Source organism: Roseateles sp., from assembly GCF_046300915.1.
Taxonomy (GTDB): domain Bacteria; phylum Pseudomonadota; class Gammaproteobacteria; order Burkholderiales; family Burkholderiaceae_C; genus Kinneretia.
Genome location: NZ_JBKCLH010000112.1, coordinates 15,573 through 31,155, shown reverse-complemented (window position 1 = coordinate 31,155; position 15,583 = coordinate 15,573). Strand labels below are relative to the sequence as shown.

Annotated in this window: 9 protein-coding genes; 2 read left to right on the top strand and 7 right to left on the bottom strand. The window is 68.8% G+C overall.

What is annotated here, in order from left to right:
* A partial coding sequence (locus ACK5F2_RS08530) for a tyrosine-type recombinase/integrase (RefSeq protein WP_409864093.1) occupies positions 1-365 on the top strand: 365 nt, incomplete at its 5' end.
* A gap of 82 nt (positions 366-447) precedes the next feature.
* Here ACK5F2_RS08530 and ACK5F2_RS08525 read toward each other — a convergent pair.
* Genes ACK5F2_RS08525 through ACK5F2_RS08515 form a run of 3 tightly spaced genes read right to left on the bottom strand, consistent with a single transcriptional unit; the run spans position 448 to position 6,955 of the window.
* A complete protein-coding gene (locus ACK5F2_RS08525; RefSeq protein ID WP_409864092.1) occupies positions 448-2,316 on the bottom strand; it encodes a diguanylate cyclase domain-containing protein in 1,869 nt (622 codons plus the stop codon).
* Positions 2,317-2,351: 35 nt separating this feature from the next.
* Positions 2,352-4,595, bottom strand: coding sequence for a putative bifunctional diguanylate cyclase/phosphodiesterase (locus tag ACK5F2_RS08520; RefSeq protein ID WP_409864090.1), 2,244 nt, complete (start codon positions 4,593-4,595; stop codon positions 2,352-2,354).
* Positions 4,592-6,955 carry an ATP-binding protein gene (locus tag ACK5F2_RS08515; RefSeq protein ID WP_409864089.1) on the bottom strand — a complete coding sequence of 788 codons (2,364 nt, stop codon included), beginning with the start codon at positions 6,953-6,955 and terminating at the stop codon, positions 4,592-4,594. The genes ACK5F2_RS08520 and ACK5F2_RS08515 overlap by 4 nt, the downstream gene beginning before the upstream one ends.
* 201 nt (positions 6,956-7,156) lie before the next feature.
* Here ACK5F2_RS08515 and ACK5F2_RS08510 point away from each other — a divergent pair, with 201 nt between their 5' ends.
* Positions 7,157-8,830 carry a sensor histidine kinase gene (locus ACK5F2_RS08510; RefSeq protein ID WP_409864088.1) on the top strand — a complete coding sequence of 558 codons (1,674 nt, stop codon included), beginning with the start codon at positions 7,157-7,159 and terminating at the stop codon, positions 8,828-8,830.
* A 34-nt stretch (positions 8,831-8,864) separates the two neighbouring features.
* Here the strand turns inward: ACK5F2_RS08510 and ACK5F2_RS08505 are convergent, their stop codons facing one another.
* From ACK5F2_RS08505 to flgL, 4 genes are read right to left on the bottom strand one after another with little or no spacing between them, the layout of a single operon-like run.
* Positions 8,865-9,455: a response regulator gene (locus ACK5F2_RS08505; RefSeq protein WP_409864087.1), complete on the bottom strand. Its 591-nt coding sequence runs from the start codon at positions 9,453-9,455 to the stop codon at positions 8,865-8,867.
* A gap of 57 nt (positions 9,456-9,512) precedes the next feature.
* Complete coding sequence (locus ACK5F2_RS08500; RefSeq protein ID WP_409864086.1) at positions 9,513-13,163, bottom strand: PAS domain S-box protein; 3,651 nt, start codon at positions 13,161-13,163, stop codon at positions 9,513-9,515.
* Between the two features lie 24 nt (positions 13,164-13,187).
* Entirely contained in the window at positions 13,188-14,372 is a 1,185-nt protein-coding gene (locus ACK5F2_RS08495; protein ID WP_409864084.1) for an EAL and HDOD domain-containing protein, read from the bottom strand.
* A complete protein-coding gene (flgL, locus tag ACK5F2_RS08490) occupies positions 14,369-15,580 on the bottom strand; it encodes a flagellar hook-associated protein FlgL (protein ID WP_409864082.1) in 1,212 nt (403 codons plus the stop codon). Before flgL ends, ACK5F2_RS08495 begins: the two co-directional genes overlap by 4 nt.
* Between the last annotated feature and the right edge of the window lie 3 nt (positions 15,581-15,583).

Below are 15,583 nucleotides of genomic sequence, written 5' to 3'. Positions count from 1 at the left end.
AACGGAAGTATCCGAGGGCCGGCGCATCCTGGGCGTGGTTCTGGGTATTTCCGCAGGCGGAGCACTCGACCGATCGGCGCAGCGGCGTCGTCCGGCGCCATCATCTCTATGACCAGACGTTTCAGCGGGCGTTCAAACGCGCAGTCGAGTCCGCAGGCATCGCCAAGCCTGCGACGCCCCACACGCTGCGGCATGCCTTTGCGACACACCTGCTGCAGGCCGGGTATGACATCCGCACCGTTCAGGAGTTGCTGGGACACGCCGACGTGGCGACCACGATGATCTACACGCACGTTCTCAAACTTGGCGGCGGCGCGGTGCGAAGCCCAATGGACGCGCTGTCCGTCCGAACGGCCGGTGCGTGACTCGCCACAGGCGGCCGTTCCCAGAACGGTCACTCGCGATTGGCGTTCTTCAGCCTGAAGCCGCCTCTCAGCTCCTCCGCCCTCACGGCGCCACACACGCCTTGTTCTTCCCCGTGTGCTTGGCCTCATACAGCGCCACGTCGGCGCGGTCCAGGGCGGCTTCCAGGGTCTCGCCGGGACGGTAGACCGTGACGCCGGCGGAGAAAGTGACGAACACGTCCTTGCCCTCGTGCATGAAGAGAGCCTTGGTCAGGGCGCGCTGCAGCCGGGTGAGCACCTGCTGGGCTTCATCCAGCGGGGTGCGGGGCAGCATGAGCACGAATTCCTCGCCGCCGTAGCGGGCCATCATGTCGCCGGGGCGCAGCAGGGCCGAGACCTGGCTGGCCAGGGACTTCAGGGCCTCGTCGCCCGCGGCATGGCCCAGGGTGTCGTTGAGCTTCTTGAAGTTGTCGATGTCCAGCAGGGCCAGGGCCAGGGCGCTGTCGTCGCGCTCCTGCTTGGCCTGCTCGATGCCGAAGGCGGCGATCAGACCGCGGCGGTTGGCGATCTGGGTGAGTTGGTCGGTCTGCACCTCGTCCGAGAGGCGTTTGAGCTCGCCCTCGAGCTCTTGCACGCGCTCGCTCATGGCGCTGGCCTTCTCGTGCTCGGCGCTCAGGCGTTCCTGGGTCTGGCGCACCAGGGCCTGGACGCTGCGGCTTTCCTCCACCATCTCGCGTACCACGCCGGCCAGGCTTTCCAGGGAGTCGGCCTGCTCGATGACCTCGGCATAGCGGCCCACGCTGCTCTGGAAGCGGTCGGTGTGCTGGCCCAGCTCGCCCAGCTCGGCCAGCATCTTGTGGATCAGGGACTTGAGCGAGTCGCGGGCGCGGCTGCGCTCCTCGCGCAGGCTGCGCTGGCGCTCGCGGGTGTTGTGCAGCAGCTCGCTGACCGAGCGCACACCCCGTGCCGAGAGACCTTGCTCCAAGGTGTTGTTCATGGCCTCGCACTGGCCCTTGGCCCAGGAGTCGTCCTCCGAGAGGTCGACCAGGCTGGCGCTGAGCTCGCGGCAGAGTTCGCCCAACTCGCCGAACAAATGCTGGCGATGGTCCAGCAGATGGCGGGCGCGGGCGCTGAGGCCGGCAAAGAGCTCGGCCTGCTGCGCATCGGCGCCCTCGCGCAGCACCGCGGTCTGGGCCGCTTGCAGCTCGGCCAGCAGCTGGCCGGCCACGCCGTCGGCATTGCCGTCGGGGGCGCGCAGCGCAAGTTCCACCGTGCCTTCCAGGCTGCTTTCGATGGCGGTCCAGTGCGGCAGGCTGGGGTCGCGGGCCAGGGCGGACAGATCGGCGGGGGCGCTCTGCTCGGCCACCTCGTCCGGGTCCAGCTCGGCGGCAAACTCGCTGTCGGAGAAGAACTGGCTGGGGGTGCCGCCCGCATCTTCCGGGCTGAACTGGGTGTCCACGCTGGCGTCGGCCACATCGCTGTCCCAGTTCTGCAGCAGCTGGCGCAGGCGGGTGAGCAGGCGCTGCGGGTCGCTGCGGGTGCTGGCGAGCAGGCGCTGCAGGCCGTCCTTCTTGCGGGCCAGGGTCCACTGTCGGCCGCCACGCTCCAGGCCGCGCACCAAGCGTTCCAGCGTGCCGGCCAGGGCCTCGGCCTGGGCCGCGGGCCCATCGCTGGCTTGCAGGCGTTCAACGCGGCGCAATGCCTCGTCCCAGCGGGTCTCACGCAGCAGGCCCGCGATCTCAAGCCGGGTTTGGCCGTCGGGTATGCCCAGGGCCATCAGGCGGCTGAGCAGTTGCTGGGCGCGCTCGGGCAGGGCCTCGGAACCCGCAGCGGATGTCGCTGCCAAGGCCCCGCCTGCTTCCTGGGCATAGGCGGCGGCGTAGTTCTCGGGCGTGGGCTCTTGCTTGGACAGGGCCAGGCTGCGCAAAGCGGCCTTGGCGAGCTGGGCCGGCGTTTGTTCCGTGCGATTCATGGCGGGGCGGGGGCTTGTGGCCTCGTTCCGGCCTGTCAGCGCAGCGCGCCGCCCGGCCTGAAGGTGGGGGGGAGGGGCTCGAGCGACTGGGTTTCGGCCTGGGTGATCCAGGGGGCCTTGCGTGGCAGCACGGTCTGGGTGATCCAGCGCTCCAGATCATCGGGTGGCAGGGGGCGGCTGAACAGGAAGCCCTGCATGACGGAGCAGCCCAGGCGGTGCAGCACCTCCATCTGGCGCAGGGTCTCCACGCCCTCGGCCACCACGCGCAGGCCCAGGGAGCGTGCCAGGGCGATGATGGCCGTGACCACGGCCGAGCTCTGCGGCGTGATGCCCAGATCGCGCACAAAGCTGCGGTCGATCTTGACCTCGGAGATGGGCAGGGTGGTGAGATAGGCCAGGGAGGAGTAGCCGGTGCCGAAGTCGTCGATCGAGATCTCCACGCCCACCTCGTTGAGGCGGTGCAGCGAGGGAATCACGTTCTGCAGATCCTTCATCAGGCCGGTTTCGGTGATCTCCAGCTGGATGGCGCGGTGCGGCACGCCATAGGCGCTGACGCACTGATGGATGTGTTCCACCAGGTCGGAGCGCTCGAACAGGCGATTGGGCAGATTGACGGCGATGGAGTCCGAGAATCCGAAGTTCAGCTGCCAGACCTTGGCCTGGCGGGCTGCCTCGCGCAGCGCCCACTCGGAGAGCGGCACGATCAGGCCGGTTTCCTCGGCCAAAGGAATGAACTCGCCCGGTGGCACCAGGGTGTTGCCGCGCTGCCAGCGCATCAGGGCCTCGACGCCGACCATGCGGGCGCCGCGGACATCGATCTTGGGCTGGTAATGCAGCACCAGCTCGCCGCGCTCGATGGCCTTGTGCAGGGCGCTTTCCAGCTCCAGGTTCTCGCGGCCGCGGCCGGCCAGCTGCGGGCTGTACAAGGCCGAGGCATTGCGCCCCTGGCCCTTGACGGCGTACATGGCCACATCGGAATTGCGCAGCAGATCGGCCACGGTTGCGCCGTCGCGCGGGAAGATGGCGATGCCCACGCTGGCGGTGACAAAGCACTCCTGCCCGGCGATGAAGATGGGCTCGCGCATGGCCTCGAGCACGCGCTCGGCGACGCGTTCGGCGTCACGCTCGTCGGCCACCTCGGGCAGCAGGGCCACGAATTCGTCGCCGCCCAGGCGGCCCACGGCCTCCAGGGTGCGGTGGGAGCGGCCCCCGACGGACTCCAGCATGCCCTCGATCACCTGGTCGGAGTGGCGCACGCAGGCGCGCAGGCGTCGGCCCACCTCGATCAGCAGTTCGTCGCCGGCGGCATGACCCAGGGTGTCATTGATCACCTTGAATCGGTCCAAATCGATCAGCAGCAGGCCCACCTCATGGCCCATGCGTCGCGCCTGCTCGATGGCGCGCTCGGTGCGCCAGATCAGCTGGCGGCGGTTGGGCAGGCCGGTGAGGGCATCGAAATTGGCGAGCTGTCGGATGCGGTCCTCGGCCATGCGGCGGTCCGTCACATCCTGCAGCACGCCGGTGTAGCCGCTGGCATTGCCCTGCTCGTTGAACTCGGGCTCGGCCTCGATATGGATCACGCGCTGGCGGCCGTCAAGCAGGGTCACGGCCAGGTCGGTGACCAGCACCGAGTTGTGGGCGATGACGTCGCGCAGCAGGTGCAAGAACAGCTTGCGGTCCTCGCGTGGCACCATGCGCATGGCGCCGATGAAGTCCAGGCTGTCCTGATTGCCCAGGCCGAACACGCGCAGGGCTTCGGCCGCCAGCGTGAAGCCACCCAGGCCACGGCGCCACTCGAAGCTGCCCATGCGGGCCAGGTCTTGCGCGCGGGCCAGGCGGGCCTTGCTGCGCTCGAGCTCGATGCGGGTGCGGGAGCTGCGCAGCAGATAGCGCAGGCGCCCCGCCAGCAGGCTCCATTGAGTGGACTTGACGAAGAAGTCGGTGGCGCCCACCTGGTAGGCGCGGGTGATGGAGGCCTCGTCATCCAGACCGGTCAGCATGAGCACCGGGGTGGACTCGAAGCCAGGCATGCTGCGCAGCCGGGTGCAGGTCTCGAAGCCGTCCAGCTCCGGCATCATGGCGTCCAGCACCACCACATCGGGGCTCCACTCGGCCATCATGCGCAGAGCCTGCTCGCCGCCGGTGGCCTCGGTGATGTCGAAGCCGCGCTCGCGCAGGGCAATGGCGGTCAACAGCAGATTGACCTCGTCGTCGTCCACCAGCAGCACGCGTGGCTGCTCTGGCAGATCGCCGTCCGGGGTGAGGCTAGAGGGGATCATCTGGGTGTGGCCAATAGCTCGTTCAAGGCTTCGCGCACCAGCGCCACTTCATCATGCATGCCGTCCAGCAGAATGTCCAAGCCCTCGGTTTGTCCCTGACGGGCCATGGCCTCAATGTCGGCGCAGCGCTGGGACAGTTGCAAGGCGCCGAGACTGGCCGAAGATGATTTTAGGGTGTGGGCCACATGCCGCACAGCCGCCAGGTCCAGCCCCTGCACGCCCGCGGCCCGGGCCTGCGCCAGATCGGGCAGCAAGCGGTCCAGGGACTTCAGATAGGCCGCGACCACGCGCTCCAGCAAATGGTTGGCGCCGCCGGGATCGAGCTCACGCAGACGGGCAATGGCCTCGGGATCTAGCCGGGGCACCGGGTTGGCGGCGGAAGCGGACTGGGCAGACATAGAAGTTCCATCGGTCGGCGGCGGATTCTCGGCCGGATTCGCGCGCTGCAGGGCGAGCTTGCGCGTATTGTCAACGGCGATACAGCGCTGCAGCATGTCTTGTAGCTGGTCGATACGAAAAGGTTTGGGCAAATAGTCATCAAAACCATGCTCGCGCCAGCGCGATCCATCGCCGCCCAGCGCGTTCGCCGTGACCGCGATCACCGGGGTATGGCTCTCGCTGATGAAGTCATAGTCCGGCTGCGGACCGCCGCGGAACAGGCGCAGGGCCTGCGTGCCGTCCATGCCGGGCATGTGGATGTCCATCATCACCAGGTCGAAGCGCTGCTCGCATAGAGCGCGCAGCCCGCTGAGTGCGTCCTCGCAGACCCGCCAGCGGTAGCCCAGACGCTCCAGCATCTCGGTGCTGATCTGCTGGTTGACCGGGTTGTCCTCCACCACCAGGATGCTGGCCCCGGGCACTGATGCTTGTGTGTGCGACAGGCGCCCGCCGCTGTCGCCCAGGGGCAGGCTGAGGGTGAAGAGGGAACCTCGGCCCGGCTCGCTGCGGGCCTGCAGCTGCCCTTGCATCAGCTCGGCGAGCTGGGCGGCCAGGGCCAGACCCATGCCGGCGCCCTCATGCTGGCGCGACAAGCTGGCATTGCCCTGGGTGAAGGGCTGGAAGAGGCGTTGCAGCAATTCGGGCGCCATGCCGACGCCGGTATCGCTCACATGCCAGTGCAGGGTGGAGCCCTGCGGTTCCAGCTTGAGGCCGATCTCGCCGGACACGGTGAACTTGAGCGCGTTGAGCAGCAGCTCCATCAGGGTCTGGCGTATGCGTCTGGCGTCTCCCCAGGCCTGCTCGGGCAGCCGGTCCGGCAAGTCCAGCCGCAGCGCCAGCCCGCGAGCCTCGGTGGCGGGGCGGACCACATCCAGGCATTGGCGGGCCAGCATCGCCGGGGCGTAGGGGCCGGGCTGCAGCCGCAGCTGCCCGGCCTGTGCGCTGGCGAAGTCCAGCACCTCGTCGATCAGACCCAGCAGATCCTGGGCCGAGCGCAGGGCGGTCTCGGCATAGCCTCGCTGCTGGCGGCTCAGCGGTGTACCCAGCAGCAGCTCCGTCATGCCCAGCATGCCATTGAGCGGGGTGCGGATCTCATGGCTCATATTGGCCATGAACTCGCTCTTGGCCCGGCTGGCCGCTTCAGCCTGGTCGCGGGCCTGGGCCAGCTCACGGTGCTGCTGCTGCTCTTCGCTGATATCGGCCAGGATGCCGTAGACCAGGGTCTGACCGCCGGGGTGGCGCTGTGGACGACAGCGCAGACGCATCCAGCGCAAACCCTTGGCGGGGTGCAGGATGCGCAGGATCAGGTCGCTGGCCTCGCCGCGTGCCTGGGCGCTCAGGCGGCGGGCGTAGAGGCCGAGGTCTTCGGGGTGTATGCGCCGCTCGAACTGGCGCGGCCCCTGGGCCAGATCCAGCGTGCTCAGGCCCAGCAGATCCAGCAGCAGGGGGGAGCTGAAGTGCAGGCGGTCCCAGTCCGGCGTGGTGACGAACAGGCATTCGCTCACCGCTTCCGTCACTTCCCGGAAGCGGGTGTCGCTCTCCTGCAGGGCGCGCTCGAGCTGCCGTTGGGCGCTGTGGTCGCTGAGCGTCAGCATGCCCGCCGGGCGGCGCAGTCCGCTCCAGGGAATGAGGCTGCGCTGCAGCTGCACCCAGCGGGGGCCTTTGGCATGGGGCAGCCACAGGGCTTCGCGCGCCGCATGGCGGGACGAATTCTCCAGGGCCCGCCAGCGCGGTGGCAGGCATAGTGCGGCAAGGACCGATGGCAGTACCTCGCCGGCCGCTTGCCCCAGCAATTGGCTGCGGCGCAGGCCCAGCAGGCGTTCCGCCTCGGCATTGACATGCAGAAGGCGGCCTTGGCCGCTGTCCATGACCAGCATGCCCAGGGGCAGCTGGTCGCTCAGCTGCTGCAAGTCGCCGGCCATGAGCGGTCCCGGCCATGCCGCCTCGGTGCCGACGCTTGCCGCTTGCTCCTCGATCGGGCGCTCGGCCCCGCTCATTTCATCGCCGTACGGGCTTTCATGCTGCGCTTATCGGCCATGGGGCTTCAGACTTGAGGCGCAGCTACAGCTACAGCCACAGCGGCTCGGGCAAACCGTGCATTTCTCCTACATACAATGCCGACCATGAATAGCCTCAGCGGAGCAAGCCTTGCCTCACGTCGCTGGCCATGGATGGGGGCCGCCTTGCTGGTGCTGGTGTCGCTCCTGGCCTGGCTGTTGTGGCCCGCAGGCGGCAGCGCGCAGCTCGCCGTGCTGCTCGCCGGTCTGGGCCTGGGGCTGCTGATCCTGGTGGTGGCGGCGCTGAGCTGGCATGTGGGCGTGCGTCTGACGCGTCAGCGCCTGGGCGAGTCGCTGCGCGAGGCGCGCGAGCAGTTGCAGGTCCTGAGCCAGCTGCAGACGGACTGGCAGTGGCGTACCGATGCCCAGCATCATCTGGTGCGCTGGCAGGCGCCGCAAGCCGCGCCGGCCTCCACCTGGGTGGGCTTGGCGGCCACGCAGACCCTGTGGGAGCGCTTCCGGCTGGTCGATGGCGAGGCGGGTCAGCTCCTGCATCGTCTGCAGGAACAGGCTCCCTTCACCGATGTGCTGGTCGAAGCCGCCGTGGACGGCGGCGCTGCGGCGCAGTTCTCGGGGCGCTGGCTCTTGCGCGCCCAGGTCTGTCTGGATGGCTTCGGACGCTTTCAGGGCTATATGGGCACGGCGCGTCCGGTAGGGCGCGTGCCCGAAGGGCAACAGGCGGCCGGCCTGCGAGCGCCCGCCGCCCCCGAGGCCCAGCTGGGCGACTCCCGCGGCTGGGTCCAGGCCTTGCCCGGCCCGGCTTGGCTGGTGGCCGAAATGGCGGGCGCCCATCCGCGTCTGCTCGATCTGAACGCTGCGGCGGCCCAGCTGATGGGGCGCGCCGCCGAGCAGCTGCGGGGAGAGCCCTGGCGGGCCTGCCTCGATGGCCTGCCGGTGGAGGTGCGTGAGTGCGCGGCCGCGCCGACCGCCGCCCAGGGCGTGGCTTGCGGGCCCTGGTGGCTGTGCCTGAGTCCCTTGCCGGGCCCGGGAAACATCAGCCTGCTGAGCCTGTGGCCGCAGGGCGCGCTGGACACGGTGCCGGCCACGCTGGCCGTGGAGGCTGCCGAGCGGGCCCGCGCCGAGCAGGAGTCCTTCAGCTACACGGTCTCGCATGATCTGCGCGCACCCTTGCGGGTGGTGGAGGGTTTTGCCCGCATCCTCAAGGAGGACTATGGCCGCCTCTTGGACCGCATCGGCAATGACCATCTGGACCGGGTCATGGGGGCGGCAGCCCGTATGAACAGCATGATCGATGCACTGCTGTCTCTGACCCAGCTCTCGTCCCAGCCCTTGCAGCAGCAGACCGTCAATCTGTCCCAGCTGGCGGGCCTGGTCATGGAGGAGCTGCGCCGCGCCGCGCCCGAGCGCGAGGCCCAGGTCTGGATACAGCCCGATCTGCTGGTCCAGGGCGACCCCACGCTGCTGCGCATGGTGCTGGAAAACCTGCTGGGCAATGCCTGGAAGTACAGCGGCAAGAACCCGGTCACGGAGATCCGCTTCGAGCGCCAGCTGCTGGGGGCACAGCCCGCCTATATGGTGATGGACAACGGTGCGGGCTTCGACATGCGTTTCGCCGAGCGACTGTTCGGCGTGTTCCAGCGCTTGCACAGCGCCAGCGACTTCCAGGGCACGGGCGTGGGCCTGGCCTCGGTACGGCGCATCGTGCATCGCCATGGCGGCGAGGTCTGGGCCGAGTCCGAGGTGGGGCAGGGCGCGCGTTTCTTCTTCACCCTGGGCTGAGGCCCCCGGAGTCCCGGAGGCGCGGGCGAGATCCTCAGCGGCCCGGCAGGGCCAGCAACTCCACCGCCTCCACCAGGCGCAGCGCGGCCTCGGCCAGTGGCCGGCCTTCGGTGTCCGCCAGCTTGTTCAGGCGTGCCAGGGCTTCTGGGCGAGACAGGGAGTAGCGGTGCATCAGCACGCCCACTGCAAGAGGCACGACCTGGTCCAGTACGGCGGCATCGGCCGGCAAGGGCCGCGGCGCCGCTGCGGGCCGTTCGGCACGCTTGGCGAAGGCCGCCTCGACCGCAGGCACGATCTGGTGGATGTCCAGGGGCTTGACCAGATAGGCCACCGCACCCAGCTCCTTGACCTTGGCCACCGTGGCCTCGTCGGCGAAGGCCGAGAGGAACATGAAGGGCAGCTGCAGGTACTCGCGCAGATAGGCGGCGACGTCAAATCCGCTCATGCCCTCCATGCGGATGTCCAGCAGGGCCAGTTCGGGCCGGTGCTCGCGGGCGAGCAGGATGGCGTCATCGCCGTTGTCGGCATCCAGCACTTCGTAGCCGGCCTGGGCCAGGCCATGCGTCAGCGTGGCCAGAACCAGCCTATCGTCATCGACTACGAGGATCTTTCCCTTTGTGCTCACCAGGACGGCTCCCTGCCTGCATCGCAGTTATTGACTCATTCTCCCATGAGTCGTAAATCAGAGCGGCGCAAGCCGGTTGACGCTGGGCGGGTGCAGTTCCAGCAGGCACTCGACGTCCCCTGCGCGCTGCTCAAGGCTGAGGATGGCGCTGCGGCGCGGCAGCAGGGCCCGCACCAGGCCCAGGCCCGACACGCCGCCGGGGACGCGGCTGAGTTGGAAACCCTCGGGCAGCTGGCCCTGGTTCACGATGCGCAGGGCCACATGCTTGTCGCCGCAGATCAGGGTGCAGCGCGGCGCTTGTCCGCCGCCATGTTTGAAGGCATTGCCCAGCAGTTCGTTCAGGGTCAGGGCGATAGGGATGGACTCTGCCTCGGGCAAGGCCCATTGGTGCAGCAGCTCGCTCTGTTCACCCTCGATCTCCAGGGCGATGGGCTTGGCATGCAGGCGCTGCACTGAGCCGGTGATGGCCTCCACCACCTTGCGCACGCGCAAGGGCCCGGAGGCTCCCACCTGCAGACCATAGACCTGGGCAATCGCCTGAACCTGGCCCACGGCCTCGCTGATGACGCCGGCCACCTCCGGGCGACGCGCGGCGATCTGCTGCAGCAGGCCGGCCACGCCTTGCAGATTGTTCTTGATGCGGTGATGGACCTCACGCACCAGCAGCTCGCGCTGGGCGATGGCGGCGGCCAGGCGCGCCTCCTCGGCGGCCCGCTGCTCGGTCACATCGCTGGCCACCAGCAGCAGTTGCTCCGGTTCGCTCGGCGCATTCGGGTTGTTGGGGTCCAGGCCGGGTGCCAGATGCAAGAGCCGGGCATCCCAGACGCGGGTCTGGCCGTTCAGGCTCAAGCGGTACTCGCGCTGCGTCACCTCGGTGCCGCGCAGCGCCGCTTCCATATCGGCGCGGATGATCGGGCCATGCTCAGGGCCGAAGAGCTGTTCGGGGCTGGCGCCCAGCAAGGCCGCCTCAGGGCGGCCGGCCAGGTCGGCCGCCGCCTGGTTGATCTGCTCCACTTCCAGGGTCTTGGCGTCATGCAGGGTGATGGCCAGGGGGGCGGCCTCGATGATGCGCTGCAGGGAGGCTTGGGCCTGCTGGGTCTGGGCCTCGGCCTGCCGCCGCCGCTCGATGTCCAGCAGGGCATAGGTGAGCTGGCGCCCGGATTCCTCCAGCCCGGTGACCACGGCATTGCCCACCACCCAGAACTCGCGCCCGTCCAGACCCTTGAGCCGGCATTCGAAGGTCTCAGCCTGGCCCTCGGTGAGCTCATCGAGGTAATGGGTCTGGTGAAAGGGGTGCGCGGGGTCCGTCGTGGCCACCACGCTGATCGGCTTGCCCGCGAAGGCACTGAGGTCGCCGCCGAACATGCGGCGTGCCGAGCGGTTCATCCACTCGATGCCGCCGCGCCCCACGATGACGATGCCGACCAGCACCGAGTCCAGCACCGCGCGCTCGCGCTCGGTCTGCAGCATCAGCGACTGCTGTGCACGCCAGCGGTCGTCAACATTGACATAGGTGGCGATCACGCCTTCGTCCGGGGCACCGGGACGCATCACACGCTGATTGACCTGGGTCCACAGGCCGCTGCCATCGCGGCGGCGCAGGCGCAGCTCCCCATTCCACTGGCCCTGGCTGGCCAGGGCCTGCCGGATCTGCGGCTGCAGGCGCTCGTACTCGAAGGCCGACTCGAACAGCTCGCGCTGGGCCAGTCCGTTGAGCTCGCCGATGCGGTAGCCGCTCATGCCGGCCAGGGCTTCGTTGGCGCGAGCCACCTCACCCTGGCGCAGGATGGCCATGCCCACATCGGAGAGATTGAACATCAGCTCCCGGTCCTGCAGCAGGGCTTCCAGCTGCGTCTGCTGGGTCTTGAGGCGGCTGATGTCGCTGATCACGAGCACGGCCTCGTCGCTCGGGCCCTGCACCTTGCGCAGGCTCAGGGACAGCCAGCGCGGCTTGTCGGCCTCGCTCCCGATCTCGACGAACTCGGCCTCGTAGCGCGACTCGCTGCTGAGCTGAGTCAGCGCTTGCGGCACCTGCCGGGCCAGCTCGGGCAGGGCAGCAAACAGGCCAGCCACCGCGGTGCCTGCCGCCGGGCGGACCGTGAGCCCCAGCATGCGCTCGAAGCCCTCGTTGCAGCGCAGCAGCTGTTGGTCGCGCAGATAGGCCATGCCCACGCCGGAGCTGTCCATGATGGTGGACAGCTCGGCCAGCAGCTGCTGGTTGCGGCGCTCCGCCTGGGCCTGGGCCGTGACGTCCAGGGTCACCACCGAGGTGGTGCGCTGGCCGCTGGAGAGCTGGCCGGGCTCCACCCGGGTCAGCAGCCAGCGTCGGCCCAGCTCGGGGTGGCGCACGGCATAGCGAACCTCGACCCGGTCTCCGTTCTTGAGCGCGCGCTGCAGGCGCTCGAACTCGGGCAGCGAGTCCGCTTCCACCATATCGCGGCCCACGCCCTGCAGGCCTGCCAGCGCGCCCTTGGTCTGGCCACCACCGCTGCTGGCGCGAGGGCGCAGCCAGCCGGCATCCTGCTGGAAGGTGGCCAGGCCCACGCCGGCCGTGTCCATCAGGGCATCCAGCTGTTGGTGGGCCAGATCGCGCTCATTCTCAAGGCTGCGGTCTTCCAGAACGGCCATGAAGCGCCGTAGCGTGCCGAAGGCTTGCACCCGACCCTGCAGCCAGCGCTGCCGTCCGGCGGGGTCCACAAGCTGGGCCTGTGTTTGCAGCGGGGGGGCGCCGGCCGACAGGGCCAGCAGCGCGCTGGCCGGGCGTGCGCTGCCGGCATCCCAGGCCAGCAGCATCTGAAGCGCAGCAGGAGCCTCGTGCAGGCTGGCGGGCGAGCTCAGGCTGAGCGCCGCGAAGGCCGGGTTGGCGCGCAGGATCAGACCGCTGTCATCAAACTGCACCGTTGGCAAAGGGCTCAGCGTCAGCCATTGTTCCAGCTCGGCCTGGGCGCGTTCGGCCTGCTGCCGGGCATTGTGCTCGGGGGTCAGGTCTTGCAGCAGTGCCAGCTGAAGATCGGGGTTGAGGGCTTGCAGGCTCAGCCGCAGAGGATGTTCACGTCCTTCGGCGTCCAGCAGGTGCAGGACCTCGGGCAGCTGCGCGGGCCGGGCCAGGGATTTGGCCACGGCCCGGCTGGACCTGCTGCCGCGCAGCGTGGCCCGCTCGCCGGGGATGACGAGCTCGGCCAGGGGCAGGTCTTGCAGGCTCGCGGCCTCGCGCCCGCAGAGTTCGGCAAAGGCCGGGTTGACCCCTTGGAGTCGCAGCTGGGTGTCCAGCAGGCAGACGGGCTGATCGGCCTGGGCGAAGAGTTGCAGCCATTCGCTGCCACCCAGGGGGCTGGCCGTGCTCTCGCCGCGAGGCGTCGCCCCGGCCGCGTGCAGCAGCCAGCGCGCGCCGTCACTCTCGCCGTCAGCGCGTTCCACGCGCACCAGGTTCAGGCGCAGCCTGGCATGCCCGGGCAGGGGGGGGGCCGCCGGGGGGCGGCGATCCTCGTCGAGGGCGGCGCAGGCCAGGCGCAGCCAGTCACGCAGGCCGGCCAGGGGCAGGGACTGGCCCGCCTGGGCCGGCATCAGGGCCTGGGCGGCCGGATTGGCCTCCAGCAGCTTGAGACCTTCATCGAGCGTCCAGACCGGATCGCCCAGCAGGGCCAGCAGGCCGTGCAGGGCAGTCAGGTCGGAGGACAGAAGGGGGAGCTGCGCGGGGGATTTGGGCATCGCGCCCGAGTGTAGCGAGCGGGCTTACTCGAGCTGCCCGGCCTTGGCCAGGGCGCGCAGCACCGCGTGATTGATTTCCTCGGCCCCCAGCATCAGCTGCTCGGCAGCATGCCGGTAGTCGAAGCCGGACTCGGCCTCGATGGCGCGCACCAGATCCAGGTAAGGGCGGTAGGGGCCGTTGCCTTCCACCAGGGCCTGACGCACGCGCTCCGGCACGGGGATGGACTGCAGCAATCTGGCAAAGGGTTGCTTGAGCATATGGTCGAGCAGGGAGAATAGGCCGCAGATGAACATCTCATCGCGCATCTCCCGGTCGTCCATGCTCTGTGCCAGCTCTTCCATCAGCAGACCTCGACGCAGGGCGCCGTACATGACGGGGCGCAGCGCGTGGTCCTTGCTGGCGGTGGTCAGCAGCAGGGCCAGCCAGCGCTTGAGCCGGGCCATGCCCAGCAGCATGATGGCGTGGCGGAAGGAGGACACCTCGACCGAGAGGCCGAAGGCTGCGGAGTTCATGTAGCGCAACAGCTTGAAGGCCAGGCTGGGGTCGCGCTTGAGCGTGGCTTCGAGCTTGTCGATGTCCTCGCCCTGGTCCACCTGGCTCATCAGCTGCACGATCACCTGAAGATCGGCCTGGACCTCGCTGCGCGTGGCACCCGGCGCGGCCTCGAAGGGCTCGTCCGACACCGACCAGCCCAGCACGGCGGCGGCACCGCGCTTGAAGGCCTCGTCCACGGCCTCGGCACCCCGCATGCCGGTGAGCAGCTTGCTGGGGCCGGGGGGCAGGGCTTGCTGTCTGTCGTCATCAAGCTCCAGCAGCTGGTACTTGAAGCAGGCCTGCAGCTCGGGCGCCAGGGGCTGCAGGGGGCGGCCCTTGAGCAGCAGGGTGTGGCCGGCCTTGCGCAGATCCAGCAGGGCTTGTGCATGGTCGGCCGCCATGAAGGCCGGCACTTCCAGCATCAGATGTGTTGCCGGTGGATCTGCGAGCAAGCCGGCGAGCAAGGCTTCGTTGAGCACGCTGATCACGGCCGTGCCAGTGGGCCAGGCCTCGTTGACGGCGGCCTTGAGCTCAGCCACCGGCAGGCGGGCGTCCGGCCGCAGCGGCATCAAGGTCAGGCGGGTCGCCAACACCTGACGCTGGGCGTCGATCATGGGCGCATAGCCCAGGGCCAAGTTGCCGAGAATGGGGTGCGTGCTGGTGTTGGAGCTCATGAATTGATGTACTGGAACAGCGACATGCGCTGCACCAAGGCATAGGTTTTCAGGGCTGCATCGTAGCCCGATTGCTGGTTCTGAAAGTCGGAGATGCTTTGCACCATATCAACGTCCTCGGCGGCCGATTGCTCGCTCTGGTTGTAGAGCTTCTGGTCGGCCATGCGTGATTCGGTGCCGTCGAGATTGTTCATGCGCTCGCCGATCTGGCTGCGCGTGCTCTGCATATTGCCGATGAGGGCCTCGATATCCCGGATACGCCCGATATTGCTCTGGGCGATCTGGACATTGTTGCGCAAGGGGGTGCGCAGCTCGCCCACCGCACGATCCAGCACGTCGAAGACCTTGAGGCTGGCCGTGGAGGGGTTGATGCTGAACTGGTCACCGTCCGCGGCGGCACCGGAAAGCGTGACGGCCATGCCGTCGAACTCGATGGCTTTGCCGGAGGCGAAGGCGGCCGTGGCCACGATGCCGCCGGTTGTGGTGTTGATCACGGTATAGCTGGCGCCGGCGCCCGTGCCGCTGATCTGGATCTGGTAGCTGTTGTCCGTGAGCAGGCTGGGGTTGGTGACGCGCCCCGCATCGATCCAGCTCTTGGCGGGGGCATTGGTGTTGAGGTTGGGCAGGGACTCGGTGACGAAGGAGCCATTGCCGGTGCGGGCCTGCTCCCAGGCCGCGCGCCCGTCCACGGTGAGCGGGAAGCTGTCCAGATTGCCGGTGGCGATCTGGCCCGGCACGCCGGTGTAGCTCACGCCACCGGGCTGGTCCAGGAAGGGTGGGTTGGCCGAGCCTTGACCACCGAAGAGAAAGCCGCCACCGCCGTCGGGGCGGTTGGCGATGGCCAGCAGCTGGTCACGCAGGCCGGCGATCTTGTCGGCAAGCCCGCGGCGCTCGTTGTCGCTGTAGCTGGCATTGCCGGCCGCGACCATGGACTCGCGCACCTGCTGCATGATTTCGGTGGCGTCGCCCAGCGCGCTTTCGCCCAGGGTGAGGCTGTTGCGGCTGGCCTCCAGAGCCCGTTGATTCGCATCGATGCGACCGATGGCCGAGAGCGAGCGCTCGGCCCGTGCCGCGGCGGTGGGGTCATCGCTGGCCAGTTGCACGCGCTTGCCGGAGGTCAGGCGCTGCTGGCTGTCCTGAAGCATCTCCTGCCGCCGCTGCAGCGTGGAGATGCTGGTGTCAAACATATTGGAAGTCGCGATGCGCATGGC

Coding starts and splice junctions, on each gene's coding strand:
- ACK5F2_RS08525 (WP_409864092.1), bottom strand. CDS start 2,316: ATGAATCGCACGGAACAAACGCCGGCCCAGCTCGCCAAGGCCGCTTTG.
- ACK5F2_RS08520 (WP_409864090.1), bottom strand. CDS start 4,595: ATGATCCCCTCTAGCCTCACCCCGGACGGCGATCTGCCAGAGCAGCCA.
- ACK5F2_RS08515 (WP_409864089.1), bottom strand. CDS start 6,955: ATGGCCGGCGACTTGCAGCAGCTGAGCGACCAGCTGCCCCTGGGCATG.
- ACK5F2_RS08510 (WP_409864088.1), top strand. CDS start 7,157: ATGAATAGCCTCAGCGGAGCAAGCCTTGCCTCACGTCGCTGGCCATGG.
- ACK5F2_RS08500 (WP_409864086.1), bottom strand. CDS start 13,163: ATGCCCAAATCCCCCGCGCAGCTCCCCCTTCTGTCCTCCGACCTGACT.
- ACK5F2_RS08495 (WP_409864084.1), bottom strand. CDS start 14,372: ATGAGCTCCAACACCAGCACGCACCCCATTCTCGGCAACTTGGCCCTG.
- flgL (WP_409864082.1), bottom strand. CDS start 15,580: ATGCGCATCGCGACTTCCAATATGTTTGACACCAGCATCTCCACGCTG.